Origin of the sequence: Sphingobium sp. OAS761 (assembly GCF_024168485.1) — a bacterium.
Taxonomy (GTDB): domain Bacteria; phylum Pseudomonadota; class Alphaproteobacteria; order Sphingomonadales; family Sphingomonadaceae; genus Sphingobium.
Window position 1 is genome coordinate 13,501 of the sequence record NZ_JALJVY010000018.1, and the last position, 22,939, is coordinate 36,439.

Annotated in this window: 28 protein-coding genes and 2 pseudogenes; 15 read left to right on the plus strand and 15 right to left on the minus strand. The window is 61.7% G+C overall.

Annotated elements, in window-relative coordinates; genetic code table 11:
* Positions 1-5: 5 nt before the first annotated feature.
* The 7 genes and pseudogenes from J3E64_RS19200 to J3E64_RS19230 all read right to left on the minus strand — a co-directional run bounded on the left by J3E64_RS19200 (position 6) and on the right by J3E64_RS19230 (position 3,543).
* Positions 6-251, minus strand: coding sequence for a hypothetical protein (locus J3E64_RS19200; protein ID WP_253344752.1), 246 nt, complete (start codon positions 249-251; stop codon positions 6-8).
* 17 nt (positions 252-268) lie between these two features.
* A pseudogene (locus tag J3E64_RS20885) lies at positions 269-948 on the minus strand (superoxide dismutase).
* Between the two features lie 173 nt (positions 949-1,121).
* A complete protein-coding gene (locus J3E64_RS19210; protein ID WP_253344754.1) occupies positions 1,122-1,520 on the minus strand; it encodes a hypothetical protein in 399 nt (132 codons plus the stop codon).
* Complete coding sequence (locus J3E64_RS19215) at positions 1,517-2,191, minus strand: carbonic anhydrase (protein WP_253344756.1); 675 nt, start codon at positions 2,189-2,191, stop codon at positions 1,517-1,519. The genes J3E64_RS19210 and J3E64_RS19215 overlap by 4 nt, the downstream gene beginning before the upstream one ends.
* The gene (locus tag J3E64_RS19220) at positions 2,188-2,829 is read right to left on the minus strand and encodes a peroxiredoxin (RefSeq protein WP_253344757.1); all 642 of its coding nucleotides are present in this window, start codon (positions 2,827-2,829) and stop codon (positions 2,188-2,190) included. Before J3E64_RS19220 ends, J3E64_RS19215 begins: the two co-directional genes overlap by 4 nt.
* Before the next feature lie 97 nt (positions 2,830-2,926).
* Positions 2,927-3,163 (minus strand): hypothetical protein, encoded by a 237-nt coding sequence (locus J3E64_RS19225; protein WP_253344758.1) that lies wholly within the window; start codon positions 3,161-3,163, stop codon positions 2,927-2,929.
* Complete coding sequence (locus J3E64_RS19230) at positions 3,160-3,543, minus strand: hypothetical protein (protein WP_253344759.1); 384 nt, start codon at positions 3,541-3,543, stop codon at positions 3,160-3,162. Before J3E64_RS19230 ends, J3E64_RS19225 begins: the two co-directional genes overlap by 4 nt.
* A 153-nt stretch (positions 3,544-3,696) precedes the next feature.
* Between J3E64_RS19230 and J3E64_RS19235 the strand changes: the two genes are divergently transcribed.
* Together J3E64_RS19235 and J3E64_RS19240 are read left to right on the plus strand one after the other, a co-directional pair.
* Positions 3,697-4,545 carry a LysR family transcriptional regulator gene (locus J3E64_RS19235; protein ID WP_010126890.1) on the plus strand — a complete coding sequence of 283 codons (849 nt, stop codon included), beginning with the start codon at positions 3,697-3,699 and terminating at the stop codon, positions 4,543-4,545.
* A complete protein-coding gene (locus J3E64_RS19240) occupies positions 4,542-5,027 on the plus strand; it encodes a DUF6306 domain-containing protein (protein ID WP_253344760.1) in 486 nt (161 codons plus the stop codon). The genes J3E64_RS19235 and J3E64_RS19240 overlap by 4 nt, the downstream gene beginning before the upstream one ends.
* A gap of 29 nt (positions 5,028-5,056) precedes the next feature.
* Here the strand turns inward: J3E64_RS19240 and J3E64_RS19245 are convergent, their stop codons facing one another.
* Positions 5,057-5,500 carry an Rrf2 family transcriptional regulator gene (locus J3E64_RS19245; protein WP_253344761.1) on the minus strand — a complete coding sequence of 148 codons (444 nt, stop codon included), beginning with the start codon at positions 5,498-5,500 and terminating at the stop codon, positions 5,057-5,059.
* A gap of 227 nt (positions 5,501-5,727) precedes the next feature.
* On the opposite strand from J3E64_RS19245, the gene J3E64_RS19250 reads away from it, so the two are divergent.
* The 8 genes from J3E64_RS19250 (at position 5,728) to J3E64_RS19285 (ending at position 13,750) form a co-directional block, all read left to right on the plus strand.
* The gene (locus J3E64_RS19250; protein WP_253344762.1) at positions 5,728-7,362 is read left to right on the plus strand and encodes a nitrite/sulfite reductase; all 1,635 of its coding nucleotides are present in this window, start codon (positions 5,728-5,730) and stop codon (positions 7,360-7,362) included.
* Entirely contained in the window at positions 7,355-7,795 is a 441-nt protein-coding gene (locus tag J3E64_RS19255) for a DUF934 domain-containing protein (protein WP_056379657.1), read from the plus strand. Before J3E64_RS19250 ends, J3E64_RS19255 begins: the two co-directional genes overlap by 8 nt.
* A gap of 227 nt (positions 7,796-8,022) precedes the next feature.
* Complete coding sequence (locus tag J3E64_RS19260) at positions 8,023-8,352, plus strand: hypothetical protein (protein ID WP_253344764.1); 330 nt, start codon at positions 8,023-8,025, stop codon at positions 8,350-8,352.
* A gap of 382 nt (positions 8,353-8,734) precedes the next feature.
* Positions 8,735-9,004, plus strand: coding sequence for a hypothetical protein (locus J3E64_RS19265; protein WP_253344765.1), 270 nt, complete (start codon positions 8,735-8,737; stop codon positions 9,002-9,004).
* Positions 9,005-9,149: 145 nt separating this feature from the next.
* Entirely contained in the window at positions 9,150-11,225 is a 2,076-nt protein-coding gene (locus tag J3E64_RS19270) for an FUSC family protein (RefSeq protein WP_253344766.1), read from the plus strand.
* Positions 11,222-11,446: a DUF1656 domain-containing protein gene (locus J3E64_RS19275; RefSeq protein WP_056379665.1), complete on the plus strand. Its 225-nt coding sequence runs from the start codon at positions 11,222-11,224 to the stop codon at positions 11,444-11,446. Before J3E64_RS19270 ends, J3E64_RS19275 begins: the two co-directional genes overlap by 4 nt.
* A gap of 1 nt (position 11,447) precedes the next feature.
* Complete coding sequence (locus tag J3E64_RS19280; protein WP_056379667.1) at positions 11,448-12,347, plus strand: efflux RND transporter periplasmic adaptor subunit; 900 nt, start codon at positions 11,448-11,450, stop codon at positions 12,345-12,347.
* Entirely contained in the window at positions 12,341-13,750 is a 1,410-nt protein-coding gene (locus tag J3E64_RS19285) for an efflux transporter outer membrane subunit (RefSeq protein WP_056379670.1), read from the plus strand. The genes J3E64_RS19280 and J3E64_RS19285 overlap by 7 nt, the downstream gene beginning before the upstream one ends.
* Before the next feature lie 132 nt (positions 13,751-13,882).
* Here J3E64_RS19285 and J3E64_RS19290 read toward each other — a convergent pair whose 3' ends face one another.
* The 3 genes from J3E64_RS19290 to J3E64_RS19300 all read right to left on the minus strand — a co-directional run bounded on the left by J3E64_RS19290 (position 13,883) and on the right by J3E64_RS19300 (position 16,709).
* On the minus strand, positions 13,883-14,266 hold the full coding sequence (locus J3E64_RS19290; protein WP_056379671.1) for a hypothetical protein: 384 nt from the start codon (positions 14,264-14,266) through the stop codon (positions 13,883-13,885).
* 146 nt (positions 14,267-14,412) lie between these two features.
* Entirely contained in the window at positions 14,413-14,793 is a 381-nt protein-coding gene (locus tag J3E64_RS19295) for a response regulator (protein ID WP_253344767.1), read from the minus strand.
* A 131-nt stretch (positions 14,794-14,924) separates the two neighbouring features.
* Positions 14,925-16,709, minus strand: a complete 1,785-nt coding sequence (locus J3E64_RS19300) for a chloride channel protein (RefSeq protein ID WP_056379807.1) — start codon at positions 16,707-16,709, stop codon at positions 14,925-14,927.
* A gap of 95 nt (positions 16,710-16,804) precedes the next feature.
* Here J3E64_RS19300 and J3E64_RS19305 point away from each other — a divergent pair, with 95 nt between their 5' ends.
* The 5 genes from J3E64_RS19305 (at position 16,805) to J3E64_RS19325 (ending at position 19,868) form a co-directional block, all read left to right on the plus strand.
* Positions 16,805-17,203, plus strand: coding sequence for a MarR family winged helix-turn-helix transcriptional regulator (locus tag J3E64_RS19305; protein WP_056379809.1), 399 nt, complete (start codon positions 16,805-16,807; stop codon positions 17,201-17,203).
* A 446-nt stretch (positions 17,204-17,649) separates the two neighbouring features.
* Positions 17,650-18,822, plus strand: coding sequence for a cystathionine gamma-synthase (gene metB / locus J3E64_RS19310; RefSeq protein WP_253344768.1), 1,173 nt, complete (start codon positions 17,650-17,652; stop codon positions 18,820-18,822).
* Between the two features lie 37 nt (positions 18,823-18,859).
* The gene (locus J3E64_RS19315; RefSeq protein WP_253344769.1) at positions 18,860-19,105 is read left to right on the plus strand and encodes a hypothetical protein; all 246 of its coding nucleotides are present in this window, start codon (positions 18,860-18,862) and stop codon (positions 19,103-19,105) included.
* A gap of 80 nt (positions 19,106-19,185) precedes the next feature.
* On the plus strand, positions 19,186-19,515 hold the full coding sequence (locus tag J3E64_RS19320; RefSeq protein ID WP_253344771.1) for a hypothetical protein: 330 nt from the start codon (positions 19,186-19,188) through the stop codon (positions 19,513-19,515).
* Complete coding sequence (locus J3E64_RS19325; protein WP_253344773.1) at positions 19,515-19,868, plus strand: DUF488 domain-containing protein; 354 nt, start codon at positions 19,515-19,517, stop codon at positions 19,866-19,868. The genes J3E64_RS19320 and J3E64_RS19325 overlap by 1 nt, the downstream gene beginning before the upstream one ends.
* 72 nt (positions 19,869-19,940) lie before the next feature.
* On the opposite strand, the pseudogene J3E64_RS19330 reads toward J3E64_RS19325, so the two are convergent.
* The 4 genes and pseudogenes from J3E64_RS19330 to J3E64_RS19345 form a co-directional block, all read right to left on the minus strand.
* Positions 19,941-20,238: pseudogene (locus J3E64_RS19330) on the minus strand (Tn3 family transposase); the annotation flags it as partial.
* A gap of 4 nt (positions 20,239-20,242) precedes the next feature.
* Positions 20,243-20,734 (minus strand): hypothetical protein, encoded by a 492-nt coding sequence (locus J3E64_RS19335; protein WP_253344777.1) that lies wholly within the window; start codon positions 20,732-20,734, stop codon positions 20,243-20,245.
* Complete coding sequence (locus J3E64_RS19340; protein ID WP_253344779.1) at positions 20,731-22,230, minus strand: relaxase/mobilization nuclease domain-containing protein; 1,500 nt, start codon at positions 22,228-22,230, stop codon at positions 20,731-20,733. Before J3E64_RS19340 ends, J3E64_RS19335 begins: the two co-directional genes overlap by 4 nt.
* A complete protein-coding gene (locus J3E64_RS19345; protein ID WP_301287382.1) occupies positions 22,227-22,814 on the minus strand; it encodes a ribbon-helix-helix protein, CopG family in 588 nt (195 codons plus the stop codon). The genes J3E64_RS19340 and J3E64_RS19345 overlap by 4 nt, the downstream gene beginning before the upstream one ends.
* Between the last annotated feature and the right edge of the window lie 125 nt (positions 22,815-22,939).

The following is a 22,939-nucleotide window of genomic DNA, read 5'->3' on the forward strand; positions in this document are numbered from 1 at the left end:
TCTGCTCAAACCGCCATGTCGGCGTGATCGCGGACTTCTGGACGCACTTGGGCGTCGGCGACAGGTTCCTCGACGAGGATCGCGAACTTGGCACCCTTGTAATAGATACTGGGTCGATGCCAGGCTCGTGTGACGACCACGACCGTTCCGTCGATCTCAACCTCTTCTCCTGCCTGGGGCGACCGCGCGAAGTGAAAACTGCCCCAGGCTGCTGCGGAACTGCTGTCGCCAGCCCAAACGTCAATGAGCATTTCGTTCTCCTCTTTCTTCAACGGGCGGCCGGTGGTGCTGGGTAGCGCCACGGCTTGTCCTGGCCGATCGCCGCGTCAAACTGCGTTTCGGCGAAGCCCCAGTTTGCGAGCCTGTTCCACCAGGACGTGAGCCAACCCGCGCGATCCTGACGGTAGTCGATGTAATAGGCATGCTCCCACACGTCGCAGGCAAGAAGCGGCGTCACCCCTTCCTCAAGGATCGGACTACCCGCGTCGTGGGTCGAGATCACCTCGAGCTTGTCGCGCTTCGCGATGAGCCAGACCCAGCCCGATCCGAAATGGCCCGTTCCTCCCCGAGCGTTTCGAGACTCCCGAATTCGGACGAAATGGCGCTGGCGAGGAGTCCCGAAGGTTTGACCGCTTTCGGCGCCATGCTCTCCCAAAAGAAGCTATGGTTCCATGCCTGGGCTGCATTGTTGAAGACGCCCTTCGTGCCGCTGCCGTGGGCGATCCGGATGATTTCCTCGAGCCTCTGGGCCGAAAAATTCTGCTCTGACAGCAGCCGATTGAGCGTTTCCACGTAGCGTGCGTGATGTTTGCCGTGGTGGATCTCCAGTGTTTCCGCCGAGAGGACAGGCTCGAGATCCTTGGTCCCATAGGGCAGGGGAGGCAATTCGAAGACGAGCCTCTCAACGTCGGATTGGGCTATTGCAGCATTGCGGCTTTGATCAGCCATCGCTTGTCTCCTTGAGCAGAAATAGCGCCGGAAATCGTTTCGGCCGACGCGTGATGACGAGTGTGGCACCAATCGGCGCAGATAAGCCGGTAGGACCGTCCTGATGATGAGGGCTGCGGGATCATTGCTGATGCAGCGGCACAGGGCGCTGCAATGGTGTTTGGAGAGAACGGTCAATGTGCATAGGACAGCTCTGCCCTTCGCGCATCGAGCGCGGCCATGCACAGGGCGATTGCCTCAACCGGGTGATGGGCTGTCCATTGGCCAAGCTCGCCCACCACGGTTGTCCCCTGGGGGCCGGCTTCGATCCAATAACCGGGTGGCACCAACATAGCGGCAGCGCGGCAAGTTGCCGTGTAGAGCAGTGCCCGAACGTGGCTGCCGTCGTCCTGCCGCCAGACTCCGGGAGCGATAACGGTCAAGCTGCGCAGCGCCGGAAATACGGCCAGCGCAATCCGTGCATCAATGTCGCGATCGGGTTCGCACGCGCCCTGACATGCGGAGATGGCGTTCACGAGGCTGTCGTCATGACCAATCGCCCTTACGCGGCACAGGACGCCCGCGGCGTTCATGTCGTACCTTCGACCAGGCGTCCGGGGGCTGCCTCATTCGGGGCGCGGCTTATGGGTGAGCAAACCGGCCGCAGCAGACCATCTCCAATGGCGTAAACCCAACCGTGAAGCGTCAGCGAGGCGTGCCGTGCCCAAGCCTGGAGAACCAAAGGATTAGCTGCGAGTGCCGCCACCTGAGCGCGGATATTGTGCTCGCACAAGCGGTCGGCATTGACCTCCAGTGTACCGGAACCCGTTTGATAGAGGGGGCGCACCGGGGCGAGCCAGGCTCCGATCGCGTCGTCGCTAGCCTGTGTCATCGCGGCTTGAATCCCGCCGCAACCGTAGTGGCCCACGACAATGATGTGCTCGACTTTCAGAACATCGACAGCGAACTGCAAGGCGGCTGCGAAATTGGGATCGGTCGGCATGGTGAGATTGGCGACATTGCGGTGAACGAACATCTCGCCCGGATCGAGATCCACGATTTCCGTGGCGGGCACCCGACTATCCGAACAGCCGATCCAGAAATAGCGAGGTCGTTGTTGACCAACGAGCCGTTTGAAGAAGCCGGGATCGGCCAGGGTTTTCGCAGCAGCCCATGCACGGTTGCGGGTCAACAAGCCAGAGAGTCCGCCGTCATCGAGTCCGCCGGCGACGGCCTCCTCTCCAGTCTCTCGCGATTTCTTCATTGCCTGGGAGCCTGCAGATCGACCACCCGGAGGTAAGGCTTCAGCGTCCTGTAGCCTTGCGGGAACTGCCGTGATGCCTCCTCGTCCGACAGCTTCGGCGATATCACGACCGGCTCGCCGGGCTCCCAGTTGACGGGCGTCGCGATGCTACGGGCGTCTGTCAGTTGAAGACTGTCGACGGCGCGAAGGATCTCGGCAAAGTTCCGACCGGTCGAAGGCGGATAGGTCAGGATCAGCCGTACTTTGCGCGACGGGTCAATGACGAAGACGGAACGGACTGTGACCGTTGGGTCGCTCTCGGGATGGATCATGTCGTAAAGCGTCGACACCCTGGCGTCGGCATCCGCGATCATCGGGAAGTCGAGTTTCGTCCCTTGGGTTTCGTGAATGTCGAGCTCCCATTTGTGATGGGCTTCGACCGGATCCACCGAGAGGCCAATGGGTTTGACGTTGCGTTTGTCCCATTCGGACCGGAGCTTGGCGACCTCGCCCAGTTCCGTCGTGCAGACCGGCGTAAAATTCTTGGGATGGCTGAACAGGATACCCCAGCTTCCATCCAGCCAATCGTGGAAGCTGATGCGACCGTGCGTGCTGTCCTGCTCGAAATCGGGGGCGATCTGCCCGAGCTGAATGGCCATGGGAACTCCTTCATATCGCAGATCTGATGTGGAGATGGGCGAAGCATCATACAAACGAATGTTATTATTATTTATCAGCAAAAGTATTGGGTATAACTTAGCGTCGGGTTCCCGGTCCGAGCCCCACGATCACGAGGAGGGCTATCGGCATGGCGAACAGCACTATCCCATTGCCGTCCCCTTCGGCTACGAAGCCGTTTTGGCGGAGCAAATCGACAAAAAGGCGGATCGAGACGAAGGCGATGCTTGCGGCGAAGATCAGATAGAGGCCGGACATGGAGGGAGGGCGCTCTGGTCCACGCGCTTGCCGGTCATCATCGTTGTCGGCATTCACGGCTGCTTTGTCCGTGACGAGGGAGGCGGTTTGCGGCGACAGGTTTCCTGAAAATTAGGGGCGTCTTCGCCCAACGGCTCTCGGGCTTCAGGTGGCCACAGCGCAATGAAGTCAAACGGAGGGGGCACTTCCTGCCAGTGCTGACGCGCTCGGCGATGTGCCGTCTGTTCCCAATCGAGAGAGAGGATCACGCCGATACAAACCGCGGGCACGAAGACCATCACGGCAACAAAGACATCGTCGCTGATCGCACCAGCGTCGTGAAAACTGAAGAGTGCGATGCCTATCCCTAAAACCAGCAAGGCCAGCGCTATGCTGACTTTCCAGATTTCGGCTCGGGGCGGCGGCGGTTCGGGCGTGAAGCGGCCTAAAGGTTTCATCTGGAAGTTCGCCCAAACCGTTGGACGCCTTATCGTTGTTGGTGCCTGTCGAGGGCCGTCACACGGGTCCTGCCTTGTGCCCCCATCATCGGCCCGCTACCATGAAGCAAGCAAATGAATATTATTGCACTTTGAGTGCAAGGATGATGGTTTATGGATATAAATGTTGCGCGCACATTCCTGGAAGTCGTGAAAACCGGCAGTTTTGTGAGTGCCGCGGCAAACCTTCACCTCACGCAGACCGCGGTAAGTGCCCGTATCCGGGTGCTTGAAGACCTGCTCGATCGGCCGGTATTCATCCGTAACAAGGCAGGTGCGAAGCTGACACCGGCGGGCGAGCAGTTTCTGCGTTTTGCAACCACCATGGTGCAGGTCTGGGATCGGGCGCGCCGCGCCGTCGCGCTCCCGCCGGGACGGGAGACCGTGGTGACGGTCGGCGCCGAACTCAGTCTGTGGAGTCCCTTGCTGCGGCACTGGCTGCTCTGGATGCGACGGGAATGTCCGGAAATCGCGGTAAGCACCCACATAGACGCATCCGAACGCCTGATGGAGCAGGTCCAGGATGGCTCACTTGACATGGCTGTGCTCTATGCCGCGCCGAGCCGTCCGGGGATCATCGCCGAACTATTGTTCGAGGAAAAGCTGGTCCTGGTGCGGACCACGCCAACCAGCAGCCCCCTCGCGCCAGAAGATCATGTCCAGATCGATTGGGGCGAGGAGTTTGCCGCAAGCTATCACGCCGCATTTCCGGATCAGCCCAACGCCGTCGTTTCGATCAGCTATGGTCCGCTCGCGCTCGATTATATCCTGGCGACAGGGGGGAGCGGCTATTTTCGCAAAGGCTTCATTCGCTCCTATCTCGAGGAAGGTCGCCTCGCTCTTGTTCCCGGAAGTCCTGAATTTTCGTACTCGGCCTATGTGGTCCACAGCACAAAGGCCGACCCGGGCGTGATGGACCGCATTCGTGCCGGCCTCAAGGCGGCCGCGGCGATTACCGCATGATGGTGAACGAACCAACCTCGCCCGTCTGCTACGCCAGCGAAGCCGATGACATTTACATGGGCTTTGCCGGTCGCGAGGAGATCCTCGCGGCGCTCAACGAACTGCTGGAAGCCGAACGGGCCGGCGCACGCGTCGCGCTCGCCAGCGCCAAGTCGGCGAGCGATCCCGACTATGCCGAACTGATGCGATCGGTCCGTGCCGACGAAGCGCGTTGGTGCGCGATGCTCTCGAGGCAGATCAGGCGACTGGGCGCAGCGGCCTCGCGCAAGACCGGCGCCTTTTACGAGAAGGCGCTGGCAATCCCTGATCCGCTTGAAAGGCTGGCCTTTCTCAACCGCGGTCAGGCCTGGGTGGTTCGCAAACTGGAAGCGCTGACCCCCAAGATTCGTGACGAGGCATTACATGCCGATTTGCGCGAGATGCTCGAGAGCCATCGCGTCAACATCGATCGCGCCGCAGCGCATCTTGAAGCGGAGCATTGACCTGCGCAGAAATCCGCAAGCTGTACCATTCAGTCCATGCCGACGCCGAGCGGTGATTGGCGGTTGATCAGCCGCTTCATCGCCTCACGATCGGTCAACAGGTCGGAAATCCTGTAGGTATCGAATACCGCCATCATCGCCTGCATGCCTTGTGCCAGTACGCCGGTCAGTCCGCATGCGGGAGACAGCGCGCACCCGGAACAATCCGCGAGCTGGAAGCCTTCCTCGGTGCGGCGGACGACCTCGCCGACAGTGATCTCATCCGCTGGTCGGGCGAGACGCATGCCACCGGCGCGACCGCGAACGGTTTCGATGAAGCCTTCGTGCGCCAGGGCGTTGACGACCTTCATCAGGTGATTGTGGGAGACATCATAAGCCCGCGCAATTTCGCCGATCGAACACAGGCGCTCGTCGTGAAGGGCCAGGTGAATCAAGACCCGCAGTGAATAATCCGTGTAGCGTGTCAGCCGCACGCAAAACTCCCGAGAAACAATCTGCAAACACCATACCTGTATGTTACAGGCATGTTAAGGCCGGGATTGCCCTCGATGCCGGCTTGCAACGATTGGCCCATGGTTATTGACCTGCAGCGACCTGCCTTATCGAGCAATTATTTTGATGGATCGCTGCATTAAAAGTCATTTTGTGCATGAGTGCTCGTGATGCCATGCTGATGTCCCCTTGGGCGTGAGAGGCTGATATGTACAAATACGACGAGTATGATCAGGCCATGGTCGATGCCCGGGTCGAAGAGTTTCGCGACCAGACGCGCCGTCGGATCGAAGGCCATCTCAGCGAAGACCAGTTCAAGCCTCTGCGGCTCAAGAATGGGCTCTACCTGCAACTGCACGCTTATATGCTGCGCGTAGCGGTGCCTTACGGCACGCTCAATTCGCGGCAAATGCGCAAGCTGGCGCATATCGCGCGCAAATATGACCGAGGCTACGGTCATTTCACGACGCGGCAGAACATCCAATATAACTGGATCAAACTGGCGGAGGCGCCCGACATCCTCGCTGAGCTCGCGACGGTGGAAATGCACGCCATCCAGACGAGCGGCGAGAGCATTCGCAACCTGTCGGCGGATCATTATGCTGGAGCTGCTCCCGACGAGATATGCGATCCGCGGCCCTGGGCCGAACTGATCCGCCAGGCCACGACGTTCCATCCAGAATTCAGCTATCTGCCGCGCAAGTTCAAGATCGCAGTGATCGCCGCGCAGGAAGACCGTGCCGCTCTGCGCTGGCACGACTGTGCGCTACGCATCGTCAAGAACGAGACGGGCGAGAAGGGATTCGAGGTCTATGCTGGCGGCGGTATGGGACGCACGCCCATTATCGCTTTCCTGATCAGGGAGTTCTGTCCGGCAAGCCAGATCTTTTCCTATATCCAGGCGATCCTGCGAGTGTGGAACAGGCACGCGCGGCGGGACAACATCCACAAGCAGCGGATGAAGATCCTTGTCCATGAATTGGGTGAAGATGAGTTCCGCCGTCAGGTCGAGATGGAGTTCGCGCATATCCTGACGCTGGGTCGGGATTTTCCGCAGGCTGAGTATGACAGGATTGCCGCCCATTTCGAACCGCCGCCGTTCGAGACCGGGCTTCCCGAGGAGGTCGACCGCTCCGATCCCGACTTCGCTCTATGGGTCGATCGCCAGGTCGCCGCGCATAAGGCGCCCGGCTATGCCATCGTCAATATCAGTCTCAAGCCCGACGGAGGCATCGCCGGCGACATTTCGGCCGAGCAGATGGATCTCGTAGCTGACCTTGCCGAACGCTATAGCTTCGATGACCTGCGCTCGACGCATGTCCAGAACCTCGTGCTGCCGCATGTGCGCAAGCGGGATCTGCATGCGGTCTGGCAGGCGTTGGACGCGGCGGGACTGGCAAGCGTCAATCTGGGCCTCGTAACTGACATCATCGCCTGCCCGGGCCTCGACTATTGCAGTCTTGCCAATGCGCGTTCGATACCCGTCGCGCAGCAGATCGCCGAGCGCTTTGCCGATCTCAATCGGCAACTCGACCTCGGTGAACTCAAAATCAAGATTTCGGGCTGCATCAACGCCTGCGGCCATCACCATGCGGCCCATATCGGCATTCTTGGCGTCGACCGGAAGGGCACGGAGAATTATCAGTTGCTGCTTGGCGGTTCCGGGACCGAGGATGTCTCGCAGGCCAAGATTACCGGGCCGGGCTTCGACGAGACCGGGATCGTCGATGCCGTCGAACGCACGATCGAACGCTACCGCGAAATCCGCGAACCCGGCGAGCGTTTCCTCGATTGCTATCGCCGGGTAGGCATGGATCCATTCAAGGAGGCGATTTATGGGTGATCCGCTACGCTTTCGCGACGATCCCGCGCCCGATGAGCCAGGGGTCACGCTCGATGCATTCCTCGATCAGAAGAATGCGACTTCGGTTCTGCTCGAGGCCGGCGACGATGTGCGCGCGCTCTTGCCCGAGCTCGGGCGCGTGCGGCTCGTCGAGATCGATTTTCCGCGGTTTCGCGATGGCCGGGGCTTTTCCAGCGCGAGCATATTGCGCGAGGCGGGCTATGAGGGTGAGATCCGCGCGATCGGCGATGTGCTGGTCGATCTCCTATTCTTCATGCGGCGCTGCGGCTTCGACAGCTTCGAGCCCGACGAGCCCTTCGATCCGGGTGCCGTCGATGCGGCGCTGCACCGCTACCCTGACGTCTATCAGTCCGCGACCGATGGACGGGTGCCGATCTGGGCGCTGCGGCATCCTCAATGCGCCACCGGATGACGCAATTTCTTCCTCTGGTTTGAAGTTTCGGGAGCCTTTGCGTTCGTCCTGGCAGGCGAGGTTGAGACGATGATGGGCGCCTTTGTTGCTTTGAAGCGCGTTCGCGCTGCGAGTGGGCGGCCGCGAACACGGCCTTGAAGCCAACGCCTGCTTCAACGCACCGGACGCGCCCCTTGTAAATATATCGCAATACGATATATTAGAATAAGAGAGGCGGAGGGGCGTCAATGGAGGCCGATATGCCGATGTTGAAAATCCTGGTCACTGCTGTCGGCCTGACGCTGGGCAGCTTGCTGGTGGCGGTGTCGCTCTCCTGTCTGGCCTGGTGGGTTGCCACCCGTGTTCATCATCCGCGCTGGGGCGCGCCTCTTCTGCTCATCATAGTCGGTGGTGCCTGGCTGGCTGCGTTGGGGCACAGTGAGTTCGTGAAAATGGCCACCGTATTCGCTTTGGTTGGATCGGGCCTGCTCTATTTTGTAGGTCGGGAAGAACAGGAAGGAGGGCCGTCGCGCGACACGAAACCGGGCCGCTCCGCCATTCCTGGAGGAAGACAGTGATGGCGACGCAGATTTGGATCTATCCCGCCCTCATCGCGGTGCTGGGTCAGAACAGAAGGCCCAGCTTCGCTGAAATGCGCAATTTCGTCAGACGGGCTCGGCGTGAAGCCGCTGCCGGCGGTTCGGACGCTGCATGCCGAGGGAAGGTGCGTCGTCTGGTCGAGGCGACTTTGAGGGCGGAGTCCCATGCCTAACCACGAAGGAATAGGCATTCCTGTCCAACGGCTCGCCATGTGCCCATTCCGTTAATCAAACCTCAGAATTTTTGCGGATAGCCTGCAAAAACATTCGTTTGCGACATCGCGTGCTATCTTTCACCCCTGTTCCATCAGGCCATGAAGATAGCTGGTCGAGAGCGAGCATCAACGGGAGAGGATGCCGCATGGAGAGGCTTATGTCGCGAGACCCTTCTACGCAGGCCGTATTTACTTGGCAGCGGGCGCTATGGACGCTTGTGCTCGCTGGACTCGCCTTCATCCTCTATTGCCTCAGCGAATATCGTCTTCTGAGGGAAGAGCAGATCATGCTGCTCATCTTCCTGGCCGTGCCGATCGCCGCTTTCTTCGTTTCGGGGAAAGGGCAGGACATGTCTGATGCTTCGGATAAGACAGGCCGGGGCATCAATTCGCGCTCATCCCGGAAGAACAATTAACCGCAAGATATTTGCGTTTCTCTATCAATATTTTGATCTACGATTCGACGCACCGGCTCGGTTAAAGGCTCTTCCCGTATCCATGGGAGGTAATGACCACGATCGCTGTCGATCGTGACAATCCCGTTTGTCATGGTTGTCAGTGATGCTTGTTGCGTTCGCCGGCGAAAAGCGCTGGCCGGCCTCTCCGTTGGTGATCGATCCCCAGAAGCTGCTCTTCTCGCTGAGCAGCTTGCTGGCTGCGGCCGCTACGCTGGCCATTGCCTTTTCGGCCAGCCTGCCGCGCCCCTGGTGGGCTTTGTTGACCGTCTACGTCACCGCCCAGCCGATGGCCGGCGCCTTCCGGCCCAAAGTTCTCTATCGCCTGGGCGGGATATTGACGGGCGCGGCCGCCACGATCCTGCTGGTGCCCAATCTGCAGAACTCGCCCGAGCTTCTCGTTCTGTGTCTCGCGGCATGGACCGGCTTCTGCATCTATCTTGCGGTTCTCGATCGCACGCCGCGCGCCTTTCTGTTCCAGATGGCGGCATTCAGCTCAGCGGTGATCAGCTTTCCCTATCTCGATGACCCGGGGAATATTTTCGAGACGACAGCCGCGCGCGTGCAGGAGATGACCGTCGCGATATTATGCGTGACCGCGGTCCATGCGCTGCTCCAGCCCTGGAGCGCGACGCCGGCTATCCGCGCGCGCGTCCAATCATTTCTAGGCCATGCTCGCCGCTGGACGGCGGAAGCGCTTGGCAGTCATCATACACGCCTCGAGGATGCGCATCGGCGCATGTTGGCGGCAGACGTCACCGAACTCGGCATGATCGCGGTCCATTTGCCGTTCGATCAGCGCTGGGCGCCCGCGACCCGGCGGCGAGTTACGGCACTGCAACAGCAGCTCGCCACCATCCTGCCGCTCGCCTCGGCTGCGGCGAACCGGCTCGATCGCCTGCGGGAAGGCGGCGATCTTCCAGCGGATCTCGAGGCTCTGCTTGCCGACGCCACCGATTGGCTGGACGATGAGCAAAGCGAGCTGCATCGGGTGAGATCGCTGGTGCGGCGGTGCGACACGCTGGCGGAGGCCGCCGAAGCGCGGGGCGACTGGAGCGGGCTGCTGACCGCGAGCGCCTGTATCCGCATCGCCGAGTTTCTGACCGCATTGGCGGCAAGCCGAAGGCTGGCGGACAGGATCGGGTCACCGGGACGCCCCAGCGCCAAAATTCTCGCCGCAGAACCCTTTTCCCTTGCCCGCGATCATGGTGTCGCCGCGCTGGCGGGACTGGCGACCGCCACGGCGATCGGGCTCTATTGTGCCGTCTGGATCCTGCTTGCCTGGCCGAACGGATCGGCGACGGCCGCCTTCGCAGCGCTCATCACCTGTTCCTTTGCGGCGCAGGACGATCCCGCACCGGTGATCGGTCGCTATCTCGTGGCGACGCTCAAGACTTTCCCATTGGCGGCCCTCTACCTCTTCGTGATCCTCCCCCGGGTCGATGGTTATGAGATGCTGATCATCACCTTGGCGCCGGCCCTGCTGTGGATGGGCTATATCCAGGCCGATCCCGCGCGCGCGCCGCAGGCCTTACCGATGTTCTCCTGCTTCATTGTCGCCATGGGCTTTCTTGCGCGCTTCCAGGCCGATTTCGCGCTGTTCATCAACACCGGGCTGGCGCAGCTCGGTGGAATTGTCGCCACGCTTGCGGTCACGCGGATGTTCCGATCGGCCAATGTTCTGTGGACCGCGCGGCGCATCCTGCGCGCGAACTGGAGTGAGCTTGCCCTGCTTGCCGACATTCGCCGACCCTTTCGCCCGGACCGCTGGACGGCAAGAGCGGTCGACCGGCTCGGGCAGGTGGCCGCGCGCATGGCTGTGGCAACCGCCGGCGATGCACTCCACGCCGCCGATGGTCTGGCGGACCTCAGGATCGGCCGCAACATCATCCCGATCCGCCGGGCGTTGTCTCATGTCCCGCATGACGTGCGTCACCGCCTGGGTTCGGTGCTGGCCGGGTTGGCGGCATTTTATGGCGAGCGCTGGCGGCATGGCCATGCGGATGCGCCGCCGCCTGGGCTGCTCGATCCGATCGATCGGGCCTTGGAGGCACTTCTCAGCCAGCCACTCGACGCGCATCGTCGGCCTGCCTTGCGGGCGCTTGTCGGGATGCGTTGCAATCTCTTCCCGGCCGCCGGAGCACCCGACATCGCTTCGCCAAGGGCAGGGGGGGGGGCATGATCGAGGAGCTCAATGTGCTCGGCGTCTACATGCCGGCGGCGCTCGCCTGGGGCGTTCTGGCGGCGGTCCTCGTCTATCTTGCACGGGGGTTCCTACAGCGCCTGCCGGTCTATCGGCTGCTCTGGCACCCGAGCCTGCTCGAACTAGCTCTCTTCATTCTGCTGTGGTGGGGCCTGAGCGCTCTCGCCGATAGCCTTCTCTACCGATGGGTCGCTTCCTGACATGCTGCATCGACAAAATCTCCTGCGATCGCTCGCCACGCTCCTCGTCATTTTCGTGATCCTGGCGGGGATATATGCGCTGTGGCTGCGTTATCAGGTCGAGCCGGTCACACGCGATGGCAAGGTGCGTGCGGACATGGTGCCGGTTGCCGCCGATGTCAGCGGGCTCGTCACCGAGGTGAAAGTCGCCGACAACCAGACGGTTCGAAAAGGCGACGTGCTCTTCATCATCGACCGCCCGCGCTACCGGCTCGCGCTGGAACAGGCCGAGGCCAACGTGACAAGCCAACGCACCGCGCTCGCGCAAGCCGTGCGTGAGGATCGGCGCAACCGGGCCATGCCCGAAGTGATCGCAGCCGAAGTGATCGAACAAGGCTCGGCGCGAGTCGAAGGGCTGCGGGCGACGATTGGACAGGCAGTGGCGGCGCGCGACCTCGCCCGCTTCAATCTCGAACGAACGGTCGTGCGCGCGCCGGTGGACGGGACCGTATCCAACATGTCGCTCCAGCCCGGGGTCTATCTGACCGCCGGCAAGGCGGCGCTCGCGTTGGTCTATGATCACTCGCTCCGCGTCGAAGGCTATTTTGAGGAAACCAAATTGCCGGCGATCCGGGTCGGCGACCCTGCGAGCATCTATCTGATGGGGGTTGCCGATGAGATCGAGGGGCATGTCCAGAGCATCGCGGGCGGTGTCGAGGATCGCGAGCGGGCCGGGGCCGACGGACAATTGGCCAATGTGAATCCGTCCTTCACCTGGGTGCGTCTGGCGCAGCGCATTCCGGTGCGTGTGACGATCGACAGGATTCCGCCCAATGTGCGGATGATTCCGGGCCAGACGGCCACGGTTGTCGTTCATCCGCGCGATGACGGGCGCAGTGTGCACCGGAGCCTGCCATGGTAAGGCGTACGCTGGTACTGGCGGCCGCAGCCGCCCTGAGTGGATGCACGGTGGTCGGCCCCGACTATCATGTGCCCGACGCCGCGATGGTGAACGCGCCTATGGCGCAAAGCGCATTTCAATCAGGAAGCGTCGTTACCACACAGGAGCCGCTGCCGGATCACTGGTGGCGGCTCTACGAAGACCCGGTCCTCGACCGGCTGATAGAACAGGCATTCCTCGCCAATACGGATCTGCGCGTGGCCGAGGCCAATCTCGAACGCAGCCTGGCCTTGCTTGACGAGCGAAATGTGGGCCGGGAGATCCAGGGCAGCGTCAACGCCGAAACAAGCTGGGCCCAGCGCTCGGCGGAAGCCGAGTTGAGCCATGTGAAGCCGCCGACGCGGCAAATCTACAATATGGGGATCGGCGCCAGCTATGATCTCGATCTGTTTGGCGGAATAAGGCGTGGGATCGAGGCGGCGAACGCCGATGCCGAAGCGGCCGTCGCAGCGCGCGACCTGGTGCGTGTGACCGTCGCGGCCGAAACGGCGCGCGCCTATGCCGACATCTGCAACGCGGGCTATCAGCGCACTGTGCTCGACCGTGCGATTGCCGTCCTGGAGCAAAGCGTTCGTCTGACCCGGATTATGGTGTCGCATGGACGCGCGGCTCCCTATGAATTGGACCGGCGGCAAGCCTTGCTCGAAACCAGCAAGGCACGGCTGCCACGGTTGGTGGCGCGTCAGCGCAACGCCCTTTTTCGTGTCACGGCGCTGGCTGGTCGCACGCCGGGCGAAGCGGATCCTGGCCTGCTAGCCTGTCACGCACCGCTAGCGCTGAGACGCGTGATCCCCGTTGGCGATGGTGCGGCGCTGCTCAAGCGCCGGCCCGACATCCGTATGGCTGAGCGCCGTCTCGCCGCGACGACAGCGCGGATCGGGGTCGCCACCGCCGATCTCTATCCCGACATCCGTCTGGGAGCATCGGTCGGTTCCACCGGCGCTGCCGCCGATTTCCTGTCGCCGCTCACCAACCGTTTCGGTCTCGGCCCGATGATCAGCTGGACGCTCAACCGGCACGCCGTTCGCGCCCGCATCGCGGCAACAGAAGCCCAAAGCCGCGGCGACCTGGCCGCATTTGATGGCGTGGTGATCAAGGCCCTGCGCGAGGTTGAAACGGCGCTGACCAACTACGCCGCCGGGCTTGAGCAGCAGCAAGGCCTGGATCGCGCCTCCGAGGATGCCGCGCGAGCAGCGATGCGGGTGGGTCAGTTGCGGCGTGGAGGCAAGATCGCCGCGCTGCCAGCACTCGAGGCCGAACGCGACCGCGTCGCGGCGGATCAGGCAGCGGCGGAGGCGCGCGCGGCAATCAATGACGATCAGATTACGCTGTTCCTCGCACTTGGCGGCGGGTGGTCCAACTGAAGCCCGATGTGTTTTCTTCCACCGCCAGAAGCTGGACTGCCACGTCTGCTGCTGGCGCGTGCGCGCAGCCTTCCAGGATTCGCTGACCGACGACCGCGGCACAAATTCGGCGATGCCGAACCCGGTTCCCGCTCATTTCTCCTCGACGGTGCGATCGAGCGTGAGGCTCCCCACCTTGCCATCGTCAAGGCGGACGACCGCCGTCCAGTAGAAATTGGCTCGGTAGTAGTCATGCACCGTCATCCAGTCGGAATAGACGCAGCGAGCGAGGCTGGGATCTTGGCGATCACCCGTGCAATGCGCGCCAGCCTCTTGGAGGATGTCGAGTGCGCTCCAGAAGGACGTGCCTGGCGGAATCTCCCGGGCAAGAGCGGAGCGTGCCTGCTCGATGTCATTGTTCCACTGATAGTCGTCTTCGAGAACGGTGAATTGCAATGACGGCTTTACCTTGTCCTTCGCCTCGAGTTCAGACGGGATCAAAAGCAGCGCGACGAGCGCGAGAAGAGGTTTACACATATTGTGCCTTCTAGCGGGATCGAGCCAACGCAAAACCGCAAGATATTGAAGTTTTCCATCAAGAAATTTGTTGTGACGCAGCCGCGCTTCTCAGCGCTCTCGATCTCGAAAACGCAGGTCGTTTGTAGGAACTGGCGACGAGACGCTCAGGGCGTCGAGGATATAAGAACGGACGAGATCGCCGTCAGCATTTGCGACGTTCCGTATGGCTTGGGAACCATGATACTTTTGGGAACACCATAAAGCGGCCATTCTGCGGCGCTATCTCCCGATGCGTACACCACAGGAATATCCGGTTGCAGTTCTCGGGCGCGCCACGATACCTCCCATCCGTTGGGACCCACCCCAAGCCTCACATCGGTGACCACTCCGGCGATTTCAGGATGGCGGCTATCGAGAATGGTGATGGCATCCACCCCACAGGTCGCGGCGATGACCACATATCCGCCGAATTCTAGCATCTCCTGCAGCGTCCACAGGATAAGCGGCTCGTCCTCGACCAGCAGCAGCACCTTGGCGTCCGACATGCGATGGCCCCCCGTTCCTCCTTTTCCCGATGCCGCGGCAGGAGATTGTATCGCAATACGAACGAAAATAGGTGCGGGTTGGTTCCCCGGTCCCGTTCTTGCACGTCGTAACTGACCGATCCTAGACCGTTTTACTGCGTGCGTGGTTGGAGCTTTGTTCCGAGATGGCGTGAGCGACCAAGTTCGGCATGGCGGTTCGCGCTGCGGGTCTTGAGCAGATCCTGGCGCGAAAGGATGCCGAGCACGCGCCTGGTTTCGGGCTCGATGATTGGAATACGACCGATCCCGGATTCGACGATGAGATCAGCGACAACGCCGGTCGGCGTGTCCGGATAGGCAACGGGCTGTGCTGCGTCCGAGATGGCGTCGATGAGCGGCGTTTGATCGTCGTCGCGGTCGCCCTGCCAGCGCAGGGCATCGGTGCGAGAGACGAGACCCAGCAATCTTCCTTGCGGGTCGGTCACCGGATAGCTGCGATGCACGGCTTTGGTTGCGAAGAAGGATACCGCCGCCTCCACGGTCATCGTGCCCGGTAGGGTCGCCGGATCGCGCGTCATGATTTGACCGGCCTGGATGAGGTCGAGCGGATCGACCGTATATTCCTGCAGGATATGCCGTCCGCGCCGCGCGATTTTCTCGGTGAGGATCGATCGCCGCATCAGCAGCACGCTGATGGCATAGGCGCCGCCCGCAGCCGCGATCGTGCATGGGATGGCGCTGAAGTGCCCGGTGAGTTCGACCGCGAAGATCGCGCCGGTCATCGGCGCACGCATGGCGCCGCTCATGATTCCCGCCATTCCGATCATCGCCCAGAATCCCGGATCACCGGGCAGGAATTGCCCAAGCAGGAACCCGGCGGCACCGCCAAGGATGAGGAGCGGGGCGAGAACGCCGCCAGACGTGCCAGATCCCAGCGCGACCAGCCAGACGATGGCCTTCACGACGAGGAGCGCGGCAACGACCCGGAGCGATAGCGAAGCGTTTAGGAGGGCCTCGATGCTTGCATATCCTGCACCCAGCACATGGGCATCAATGAGACCGCCCAGACCGACGACCACCGCGCCGATCGCCGGCCACCACATCCAGTGGAATGGCAGGCGGTGGAAGAGATCCTCGATGCGGTAAAGGGAGGTTGAGAGCAGTGCCGCTTCAAGGCCGACAACGAGGCCGATCCCGCCGGAAGCGAGCAGCGCCCAGCTTGTCTGTGGGACCATGGCTGTCATCGGGAACATCGGTCCCGATCCGAGGAGCAGCGGACGCCAGGCAAAGGAAATGAGGGCTGCGACGAGCACGGGGACGAAGCTGCGCGGTTTCCACTCGAACAAGAGCACTTCGACGGCCAGCAATATCGCGGCGAGCGGCGTACCGAAGATGGCGGTCATGCCGGCTGCCGCACCCGCCACGAGCAGCGTCTTGCGCTCGGCTGCGCTGAGGTGGAAGCACTGGGCGAAGAGCGAGCCTATGGCGCCGCCCGTCATGATGATCGGTCCTTCCGCCCCGAAGGGGCCGCCGCTGCCGATCGAGATCGCCGAGGACAGGGGTTTGAGCAGTGCGACCTTGAGCGACAGCCGGCTCTCGCCGAACAGGATCGTCTCGATCGCCTCGGGAATGCCATGACCGCGGATCTTGTCCGATCCGAAGCGCGCCATCAGACCCACGATAAGGCTGCCGATGATGGGGATCACTATCACCAGCCAGCCCACCGATGCATCGGTAATCACCGAGTGATCGGCGGAGAGACGACCAAACCAGAAGAGATTGGTGGCGATCGCGATCAGCTTGACCAGCACCCATGCGCCAAAGGCGCCGCCCGTTCCGACCACGATGGCCATTGCCGCCAGCATGACCATGCGGCGGTCGACGCTATGGTCGGCAAGTTGATGGCCTTCGACGGCGCGCGGGGGTGTCAGGGACATGAATCGGCATTATCCTGTAAAAATATGTGCGCGCCGACTATATCGTATTGCGATATAGTTCAACAAGTGAGGATCATTTGAGGCAAAAGGATAAATTGCTGGGAGATGCCGACTATGCGGCGCTGGCCTCGTTTCGCCATGCCATCCGCCGCTTCCAGGCGTTCAGCGAGGAGCAGGCCATCGAAGTCGGGTTGACGCCGCAGCAGCATCAGGCGCTGCTCGCGATCCGGGGCTGTGCGCCGGATGAGGCCACCGTTGGTCATGTCGCGGAACGTCTGATATTGAAGCCGCACAGCGCCACGGGCCTGATCAATCGCCTCGAGGCGTTGAAGCTGATTACGCGCGAGGCGGCTGCTGTTGATCGCAGGCGGGCGCTGCTGCGCCTCACCCCCAAGGCCTATACGCTACTCGACTCCCTGTCCGCCGTCCATCGCGAGGAAATCCAGCGTATGCGACCGCTCTTCACCGGCATTTTCGAACAACTGGGTGAGTAAGTGCCATTCAATGCAATTATGATGTTATAAAATATGAATAACATTCATTTGTCTTATGCTAATTTAACCGACACAACCCGATCTGCAGAGTGAAGAGGCTTCACGACAACAGCGCCCGGAGAGGATCCCGCGAAAGCAGGCCGGAGCGCGGGAACGGAGACGGCAGCCGAGGACAAGTGCATGACGCAGAGCGAGCATCCAGGGAATCCCCTGACTCTGGAGCAATGGCGATCGGTTCAGGATCTGACCGCGTCGCCAACAGCGGCGCAGGTGCTTTGGCTCAACGGCTACTTCACCGGGCTAGACGCCGACTCGCGGTCCCCCTGCCGCAGCCGGCGTCTTCCGAAGTTCGGTCAGGCCGGTCACTCACCATTTCATTCGGCACTCAGACCGGCAATTCGGCCGAGCCCGCATCGTGCGCGAAGTAACCGAGGGACGCCACTTCAATGACTAAATCTAAGGATCAGGTGCCTCGCGCCCAGACGATCGCCGCCGCGCACGGCGTTGCCAGCGATGCTGCCTTTGGAGCGGTCGCCCCACCGCTTTATCTTTCGAGCACCTATGAGTTTGCCGGCTACGATCAACCGCGTTCCTACGATTACGGCCGGGCAGGCAATCCGACGCGCGACCTTCTTGCCGAGGCGCTGGCAAGGTTGGAGGGCGGAGCCGGGGCGATCATGACATCGAGCGGTATGGCAGCTCTCGACCTTCTTGTCGGACGATTGGGACCAGGCGATCTCATCCTTGCGCCGCATGATTGCTATGGCGGCACGATGCGCCTCTTGAACGCGCGTGCGAACCGGGGGCATTGCGTCGTCCGGTTCGTTGACCAGGGTAACGAGAGGGCCTTTGCCGCCGCGTTGGAGGAAATTCCGGCGCTGGTTCTCATCGAGACGCCGAGCAATCCCCTGATGCGGGTCGTCGATATCGCGGAGCTTGCCGCGAAATCGCGTGCGGCGGGCGCCGCGGTTGCGGTCGACAACACATTCCTGTCGCCGGCCATCCAGCAGCCGCTCGCGCTGGGCGCCGATTACGTCGTTCATTCCACGACCAAATATCTCAACGGCCATTCCGATGTAATCGGGGGTGCGGTGGTTGCTGCCGATCCGGGGCAGGTCGAAGAGCTGCGCCACTGGGCGAACGTCGTAGGCACCACCGGTGCGCCGTTCGATGCTTGGCTGACCCTGCGCGGTCTTCGCACATTGTTTCCCAGAATGGAGCAGCAACAGCGTAGCGCCATGATCGTCGCCCGATTTCTCGAGCGGCATCCGGCGGTCGCCCGGGTGCATTACCCCGGACTTCCCGCACATCCAGGGCACAGGATCGCCTCGCGTCAACAACGCGGTTTCGGCGCGATGCTGAGTTTCGAGCTCGCCGGAGGAGTGGAAGCCGTACGGCGGTTTGTCGCCGCGGTTGGCTATTTCACGCTCGCGGAATCGCTGGGTGGGATCGAGAGCTTGGTCGCGCATCCGGCGACCATGACCCATGCCGACATGGGCGAGGAGGCGCGCTCAAGAGCGGGCATCAGCGATAGCCTGCTGCGGCTTTCGGTCGGCCTCGAAGCCGAGCAGGATCTGATCGCCGGGCTCGAACAGGGATTGGCGGCATGTGCGGGATGAGCGTGCCCGGCAATCCTGGAAACTTCAGGAGAGAAATGTGCCCGGATATGTGTGGATCGTAGATGTTTTCGGACTTCTTCTTGTCTTGCTCGGTTTCAACATGGCGTTTCGGCAGGCCAGCTTCAGGCGGGCTATCGGACGCCCGAAACCGCCCGCGAGCCGGTTGCGAGCGGGGAATGAGGATGAGGATGCGCTTACCTATATTCTGCGAATCGCCGGTGTCATGATGATGGGCTTCGGGATCGCGATTGGCGGAATGCTGACCTTGTTCAATCTGGCGTGATGCGAAGGCGGGATTGAACCTCGACGTTCTGATCGCTGCAGTCAAAATGGCTTTCGTTTAGGAGAATACGGAGCGGGCCCATGACGCATGAGTATGATGATCCGATTGATCCCGAAACGATCGTCGCCGCGGCGCGGCGCATCGCCGAACGCCACCGCGTTGAGGATCGACCGCTCAATCTGCTTGTCGAAGAGGTCGTGCTCGAGCGTTTCTGCGGTTGCGTGACGTCGGCCAATGAAAGTCGCAGCGCTTCGATCCTGGCCGGCCTCAAGCTGGAGATCGTGCGCCAGGTGCGTGAACTCGTCACAAGCGGCGAGCTTATTGATGAAATCGATGAGGCTTCGATCGAGTCTTTCCCGGCAAGCGACCCTCCGGCCTGGATCGGGCACAAACCTAGCAAAGACAGTTGATGGGCAAGATACAGATCAAGCGGATCTATGCGCCTCTCGCACCAGACGATGGCTGCCGCGTGTTTGTCGATCGGTTGTGGCCGAGAGGGGTCTCTCGCCAAGCCGCGGCTCTCGATCTGTGGCTCAAGGACATCGCGCCCAGTCCGGACCTGCGAGGATGGTTCGCCCATGATCCGGCGCGTTTCGACGCCTTTCGGCAAAAATACTGTGATGAGTTGACCCACAACACTGAAGTGGTTGAGCAGCTGCTCGCACTAGCGAAAAAGCAGGACGTCACGCTGCTTTACGCAGCACGCGATCCTGTGGTGAACCACGCAGCCGTCCTGGCGGAGTTTCTGGGAGATCGTCGGTAACGCAAGAATTCGCTCATCAGCATGCCCCCTCCTACTGAACTTAGCCGCTGAGTAATGCACGGGTCGGAAATGTCATACGGTCAGAAAGGAACTGACGACGAAGAGCGGTCGCAAGGCATCTGGATCGGGCCGATCTTCAACACTCCAACTATAGTCGCCGGTCAGCGTGAGAATGCGTGTTCCATAGGATGATGGCCGTGACGAGCAGGTTGGAGCCGGAAGCACGATGGATCGGGTTCTCGAACCGCCGGGGCGCGCAGGTCGCAAAGCTGGTTGAAGATGAGCGTTCGGGCGTGGGATTGTGGGCCTCCCCCTTGTTGACACCAACCTGGCTGTGCCGGCGCAGGTCGATGTCGCGCAGCCAGTTAAGACGATCAGTCCGAACCTTCACGATCGTTGCCCGGAGCCAGGGCAGTGGTGCGACCCTTTCCGATGGCCTCAAGGTCGCCATATCGTTGCCGCGCAATGCGCTCGATCTGCTTGTTTCGGATACGCTCGATCATGGATAGATTGGCCTGCCGCTCAAGATCGCGGAAACCGGCAGCAAGACGCGCGGGGTCAACCTCATCCAGTTGCGCCAGGTGCGCGTCCATGGCCGCTTTGCCAGCGATCGGCGGCCCATCAATCGGATAGCTTTCGAGGAATCGAGCGAAGGCCCGATCTTCCAGCACGTCGACCGGCAAGGGATGATCGGCGCCAGTGGCGAGATAGGTCATGCCGACGGCAACGCCGATCGCCACGAGGCTGCAGGCTTGTTCGTCCAGTTTGGCCGCAAGCGATTGCTGGTTTTCCATCACCGCCTGCACGCCCTCGGCAAGCGTTCCGATCTGGTCAAGCAAGGCGGTCAAAAGCTCCTCGTCCGTCATCGGCCCGGCCCTCCCCTATCCTTGTCGCGCTCGCGATCCTGCGTCCGATCGCGCTCCTTCCCGCGATCACGATCCCTGATGGTTTGATTGAGCGTTTTCTGCATCGCTTGCAGCCGCTCGCGCGCGCTCACCAACGACGGATCGCGCGCGGGGTCGGGCGCGGTGCTACCACTCTTCAGCTCGACCGACTTCGCTCCGATGCGGTCAAAGACGGACGGCTCCGCCTCCCCTGCCCCGGCGCTGGCCCCGCCCTTCTTCAGCTCGGCCGAGGCGGATTTGACCTTGGCGGTAGCGCTGCCAATCCTATCCAGGGCAGCGGTGCGTTGATCCCCGTCGCGCCGCTGCACGCGCGCTTTCAGGCGTTCAAGCTCCGAGTCCTTCTCATATTCCTTCGGCAAAGCATCGCCGGATTTCAGGCGCTCGATAATCTCGGCGCGGGCACTGTTCGGCGCCGGCATCCCGTCCACGAAAACGCGCAGCGCCCTCGCCCGATCGACCTCGGCCGCACCGCCATGGGCTTCAAGCTCCGCGATGGCGCGCGTATAGACGGCTCGCACCGTCGAGAAATTTTCGGCAGTCTTGGTCCGCTCGCTGTCGCGCTGGGAAAGCCGCTTTTCGGCGTCGGGAGTGCGCGCCGCGATCATGTCGGCGCGGCCCTTATCGGCGACGGGCTGCGCGCCCCTCTCCCGCATCTTCAAGACGGGCGACGGGTCTTGCTTGGGCGGATAACCGCGCGTCATGCGTATGGTCGCGTCGGCCTCGATTCCACGAGCGCGAAGGTTCTCCGCGAACCGCTCACGGGCATGTTGTAGGAACTCGCGATTGGGGTTGAACCTACGCCCGTCATTGTCACGACCGGCAATAATGAGGTGAACATGCGGGTGGGGTTCATCGGTATGCAGCGCCATCACCCAGCGGCGATTTGCCATGTCGTTTTCGGCAAACTCCCTGACAGATTCTCGGACCTTCTCCGGGTCCGTTCCCGGTGGCATGGAAAACACCATCGCAATCGCTGTCGCGCCCTTCCGGCGCGCTTCGTCGGCCTGCTCCCACTGTTGCCATTCCCGCGCGAGCAGCAACATTTCTTGGGCGCTCATGAGGTGCTTGCCCTCACTCGTCTCAATGCCCAGCTCCTCCTTGTCGGACATTCCGATACGGCCAACATAGGTGAAGGCGCCCACGGTGCTAGGCGCGCCATGAAGGCGGCTCGTGATCTTCACGACAACCTGGGGCACGCGCTTCGCGGTGCGGTCCATCCGCTGCAAGGCCATCGCGCTGCGGGCGCTTGTGCTGCTGCTGGTGCGACTGCTGACGGCATCGGATACGCGGCCAACGCCGGCAAAGGCCAACTCGTGCGGCGCGCGCAACATGCTGCCCAGGGCGCGTTCAAGTTTGCGGTTCCCCCGGCGATCGACCTTCCCGCGCCCTCCCCCGCTCGCGCCCTGGACACGTTCAAGCTCCTCAAGGGTGCGAGCCGAAAATTCAAAGGGGTTCACAGCTCGCCCTCGATGAGACTAGGCAGCTTCCGTTCGCGTCCCGTCCAGTAATAGACCTCGCCCGATACGATCGCGGTCAAGCCGCTCGCGGCTTCATTGACGGTCGCGGAAATTCGCCCTTCCAACGCAATGACCTCCCCGGCCACACGCTGAACCTCAAGCGGGCTGTCTGGCCGGTTTGCCGCGTTCATCGCTTTTACGGCCTGGTTGAGAGAACGTCCGATCGCGCGGACCTGGCTCACCAATTTGATGATTGCTCGATGGCTCGACGGGATAAGGCGTAACTCCCCTGCCCTCGTCCAAAGCTGCCAACGCAATGTGCGCTTGATCCATTGCGAGCGGGTCAAACCGGCTTGCGAAGCGACCAAATCCATTGCGGCCAGCTCGTCAATTGGGAAGCGCAGCGAAACCATTTTGGACGCCGATTCTACGGTCGGAATGTCGCGGACCTCATCGGGTCGAGCGGGCAGCGCGTCCATGATTGCCCGGCTGACCCACTTGCTGCGGGTCATGCCTGCCGCCTTCGCCAGCATGTCGATTGCGGCGGCAATGTCATCGTCAATCCGCAACGTCAGATGCGCCATTTCAAGCCCCGTGCAGCGGTCATAGCCAAGGCATTGTGTTACAATGCCGTCAGCTATACTATCCTGCAAACTTACCTTCTTCGTCTTACCCCTACCATCCTACTTCCTTCCCCTCAAGCACATCT

Coding starts and splice junctions, on each gene's coding strand:
- J3E64_RS19335 (WP_253344777.1), bottom strand. CDS start 20,734: ATGACGGACGAGGAGCTTTTGACCGCCTTGCTTGACCAGATCGGAACG.
- J3E64_RS19300 (WP_056379807.1), bottom strand. CDS start 16,709: ATGTCCCTGACACCCCCGCGCGCCGTCGAAGGCCATCAACTTGCCGAC.
- J3E64_RS19240 (WP_253344760.1), top strand. CDS start 4,542: ATGATGGTGAACGAACCAACCTCGCCCGTCTGCTACGCCAGCGAAGCC.
- J3E64_RS19285 (WP_056379670.1), top strand. CDS start 12,341: ATGGTAAGGCGTACGCTGGTACTGGCGGCCGCAGCCGCCCTGAGTGGA.
- metB (WP_253344768.1), top strand. CDS start 17,650: ATGACTAAATCTAAGGATCAGGTGCCTCGCGCCCAGACGATCGCCGCC.
- J3E64_RS19215 (WP_253344756.1), bottom strand. CDS start 2,191: ATGAAGAAATCGCGAGAGACTGGAGAGGAGGCCGTCGCCGGCGGACTC.
- J3E64_RS19250 (WP_253344762.1), top strand. CDS start 5,728: ATGTACAAATACGACGAGTATGATCAGGCCATGGTCGATGCCCGGGTC.
- J3E64_RS19325 (WP_253344773.1), top strand. CDS start 19,515: ATGGGCAAGATACAGATCAAGCGGATCTATGCGCCTCTCGCACCAGAC.
- J3E64_RS19295 (WP_253344767.1), bottom strand. CDS start 14,793: ATGTCGGACGCCAAGGTGCTGCTGCTGGTCGAGGACGAGCCGCTTATC.
- J3E64_RS19220 (WP_253344757.1), bottom strand. CDS start 2,829: ATGGCCATTCAGCTCGGGCAGATCGCCCCCGATTTCGAGCAGGACAGC.
- J3E64_RS19280 (WP_056379667.1), top strand. CDS start 11,448: ATGCTGCATCGACAAAATCTCCTGCGATCGCTCGCCACGCTCCTCGTC.
- J3E64_RS19210 (WP_253344754.1), bottom strand. CDS start 1,520: ATGAACGCCGCGGGCGTCCTGTGCCGCGTAAGGGCGATTGGTCATGAC.
- J3E64_RS19255 (WP_056379657.1), top strand. CDS start 7,355: ATGGGTGATCCGCTACGCTTTCGCGACGATCCCGCGCCCGATGAGCCA.
- J3E64_RS19320 (WP_253344771.1), top strand. CDS start 19,186: ATGACGCATGAGTATGATGATCCGATTGATCCCGAAACGATCGTCGCC.
- J3E64_RS19235 (WP_010126890.1), top strand. CDS start 3,697: ATGGATATAAATGTTGCGCGCACATTCCTGGAAGTCGTGAAAACCGGC.
- J3E64_RS19270 (WP_253344766.1), top strand. CDS start 9,150: ATGCTTGTTGCGTTCGCCGGCGAAAAGCGCTGGCCGGCCTCTCCGTTG.
- J3E64_RS19275 (WP_056379665.1), top strand. CDS start 11,222: ATGATCGAGGAGCTCAATGTGCTCGGCGTCTACATGCCGGCGGCGCTC.
- J3E64_RS19230 (WP_253344759.1), bottom strand. CDS start 3,543: ATGAAACCTTTAGGCCGCTTCACGCCCGAACCGCCGCCGCCCCGAGCC.
- J3E64_RS19265 (WP_253344765.1), top strand. CDS start 8,735: ATGGAGAGGCTTATGTCGCGAGACCCTTCTACGCAGGCCGTATTTACT.
- J3E64_RS19290 (WP_056379671.1), bottom strand. CDS start 14,266: ATGTGTAAACCTCTTCTCGCGCTCGTCGCGCTGCTTTTGATCCCGTCT.
- J3E64_RS19200 (WP_253344752.1), bottom strand. CDS start 251: ATGCTCATTGACGTTTGGGCTGGCGACAGCAGTTCCGCAGCAGCCTGG.
- J3E64_RS19345 (WP_301287382.1), bottom strand. CDS start 22,814: ATGGCGCATCTGACGTTGCGGATTGACGATGACATTGCCGCCGCAATC.
- J3E64_RS19260 (WP_253344764.1), top strand. CDS start 8,023: ATGGAGGCCGATATGCCGATGTTGAAAATCCTGGTCACTGCTGTCGGC.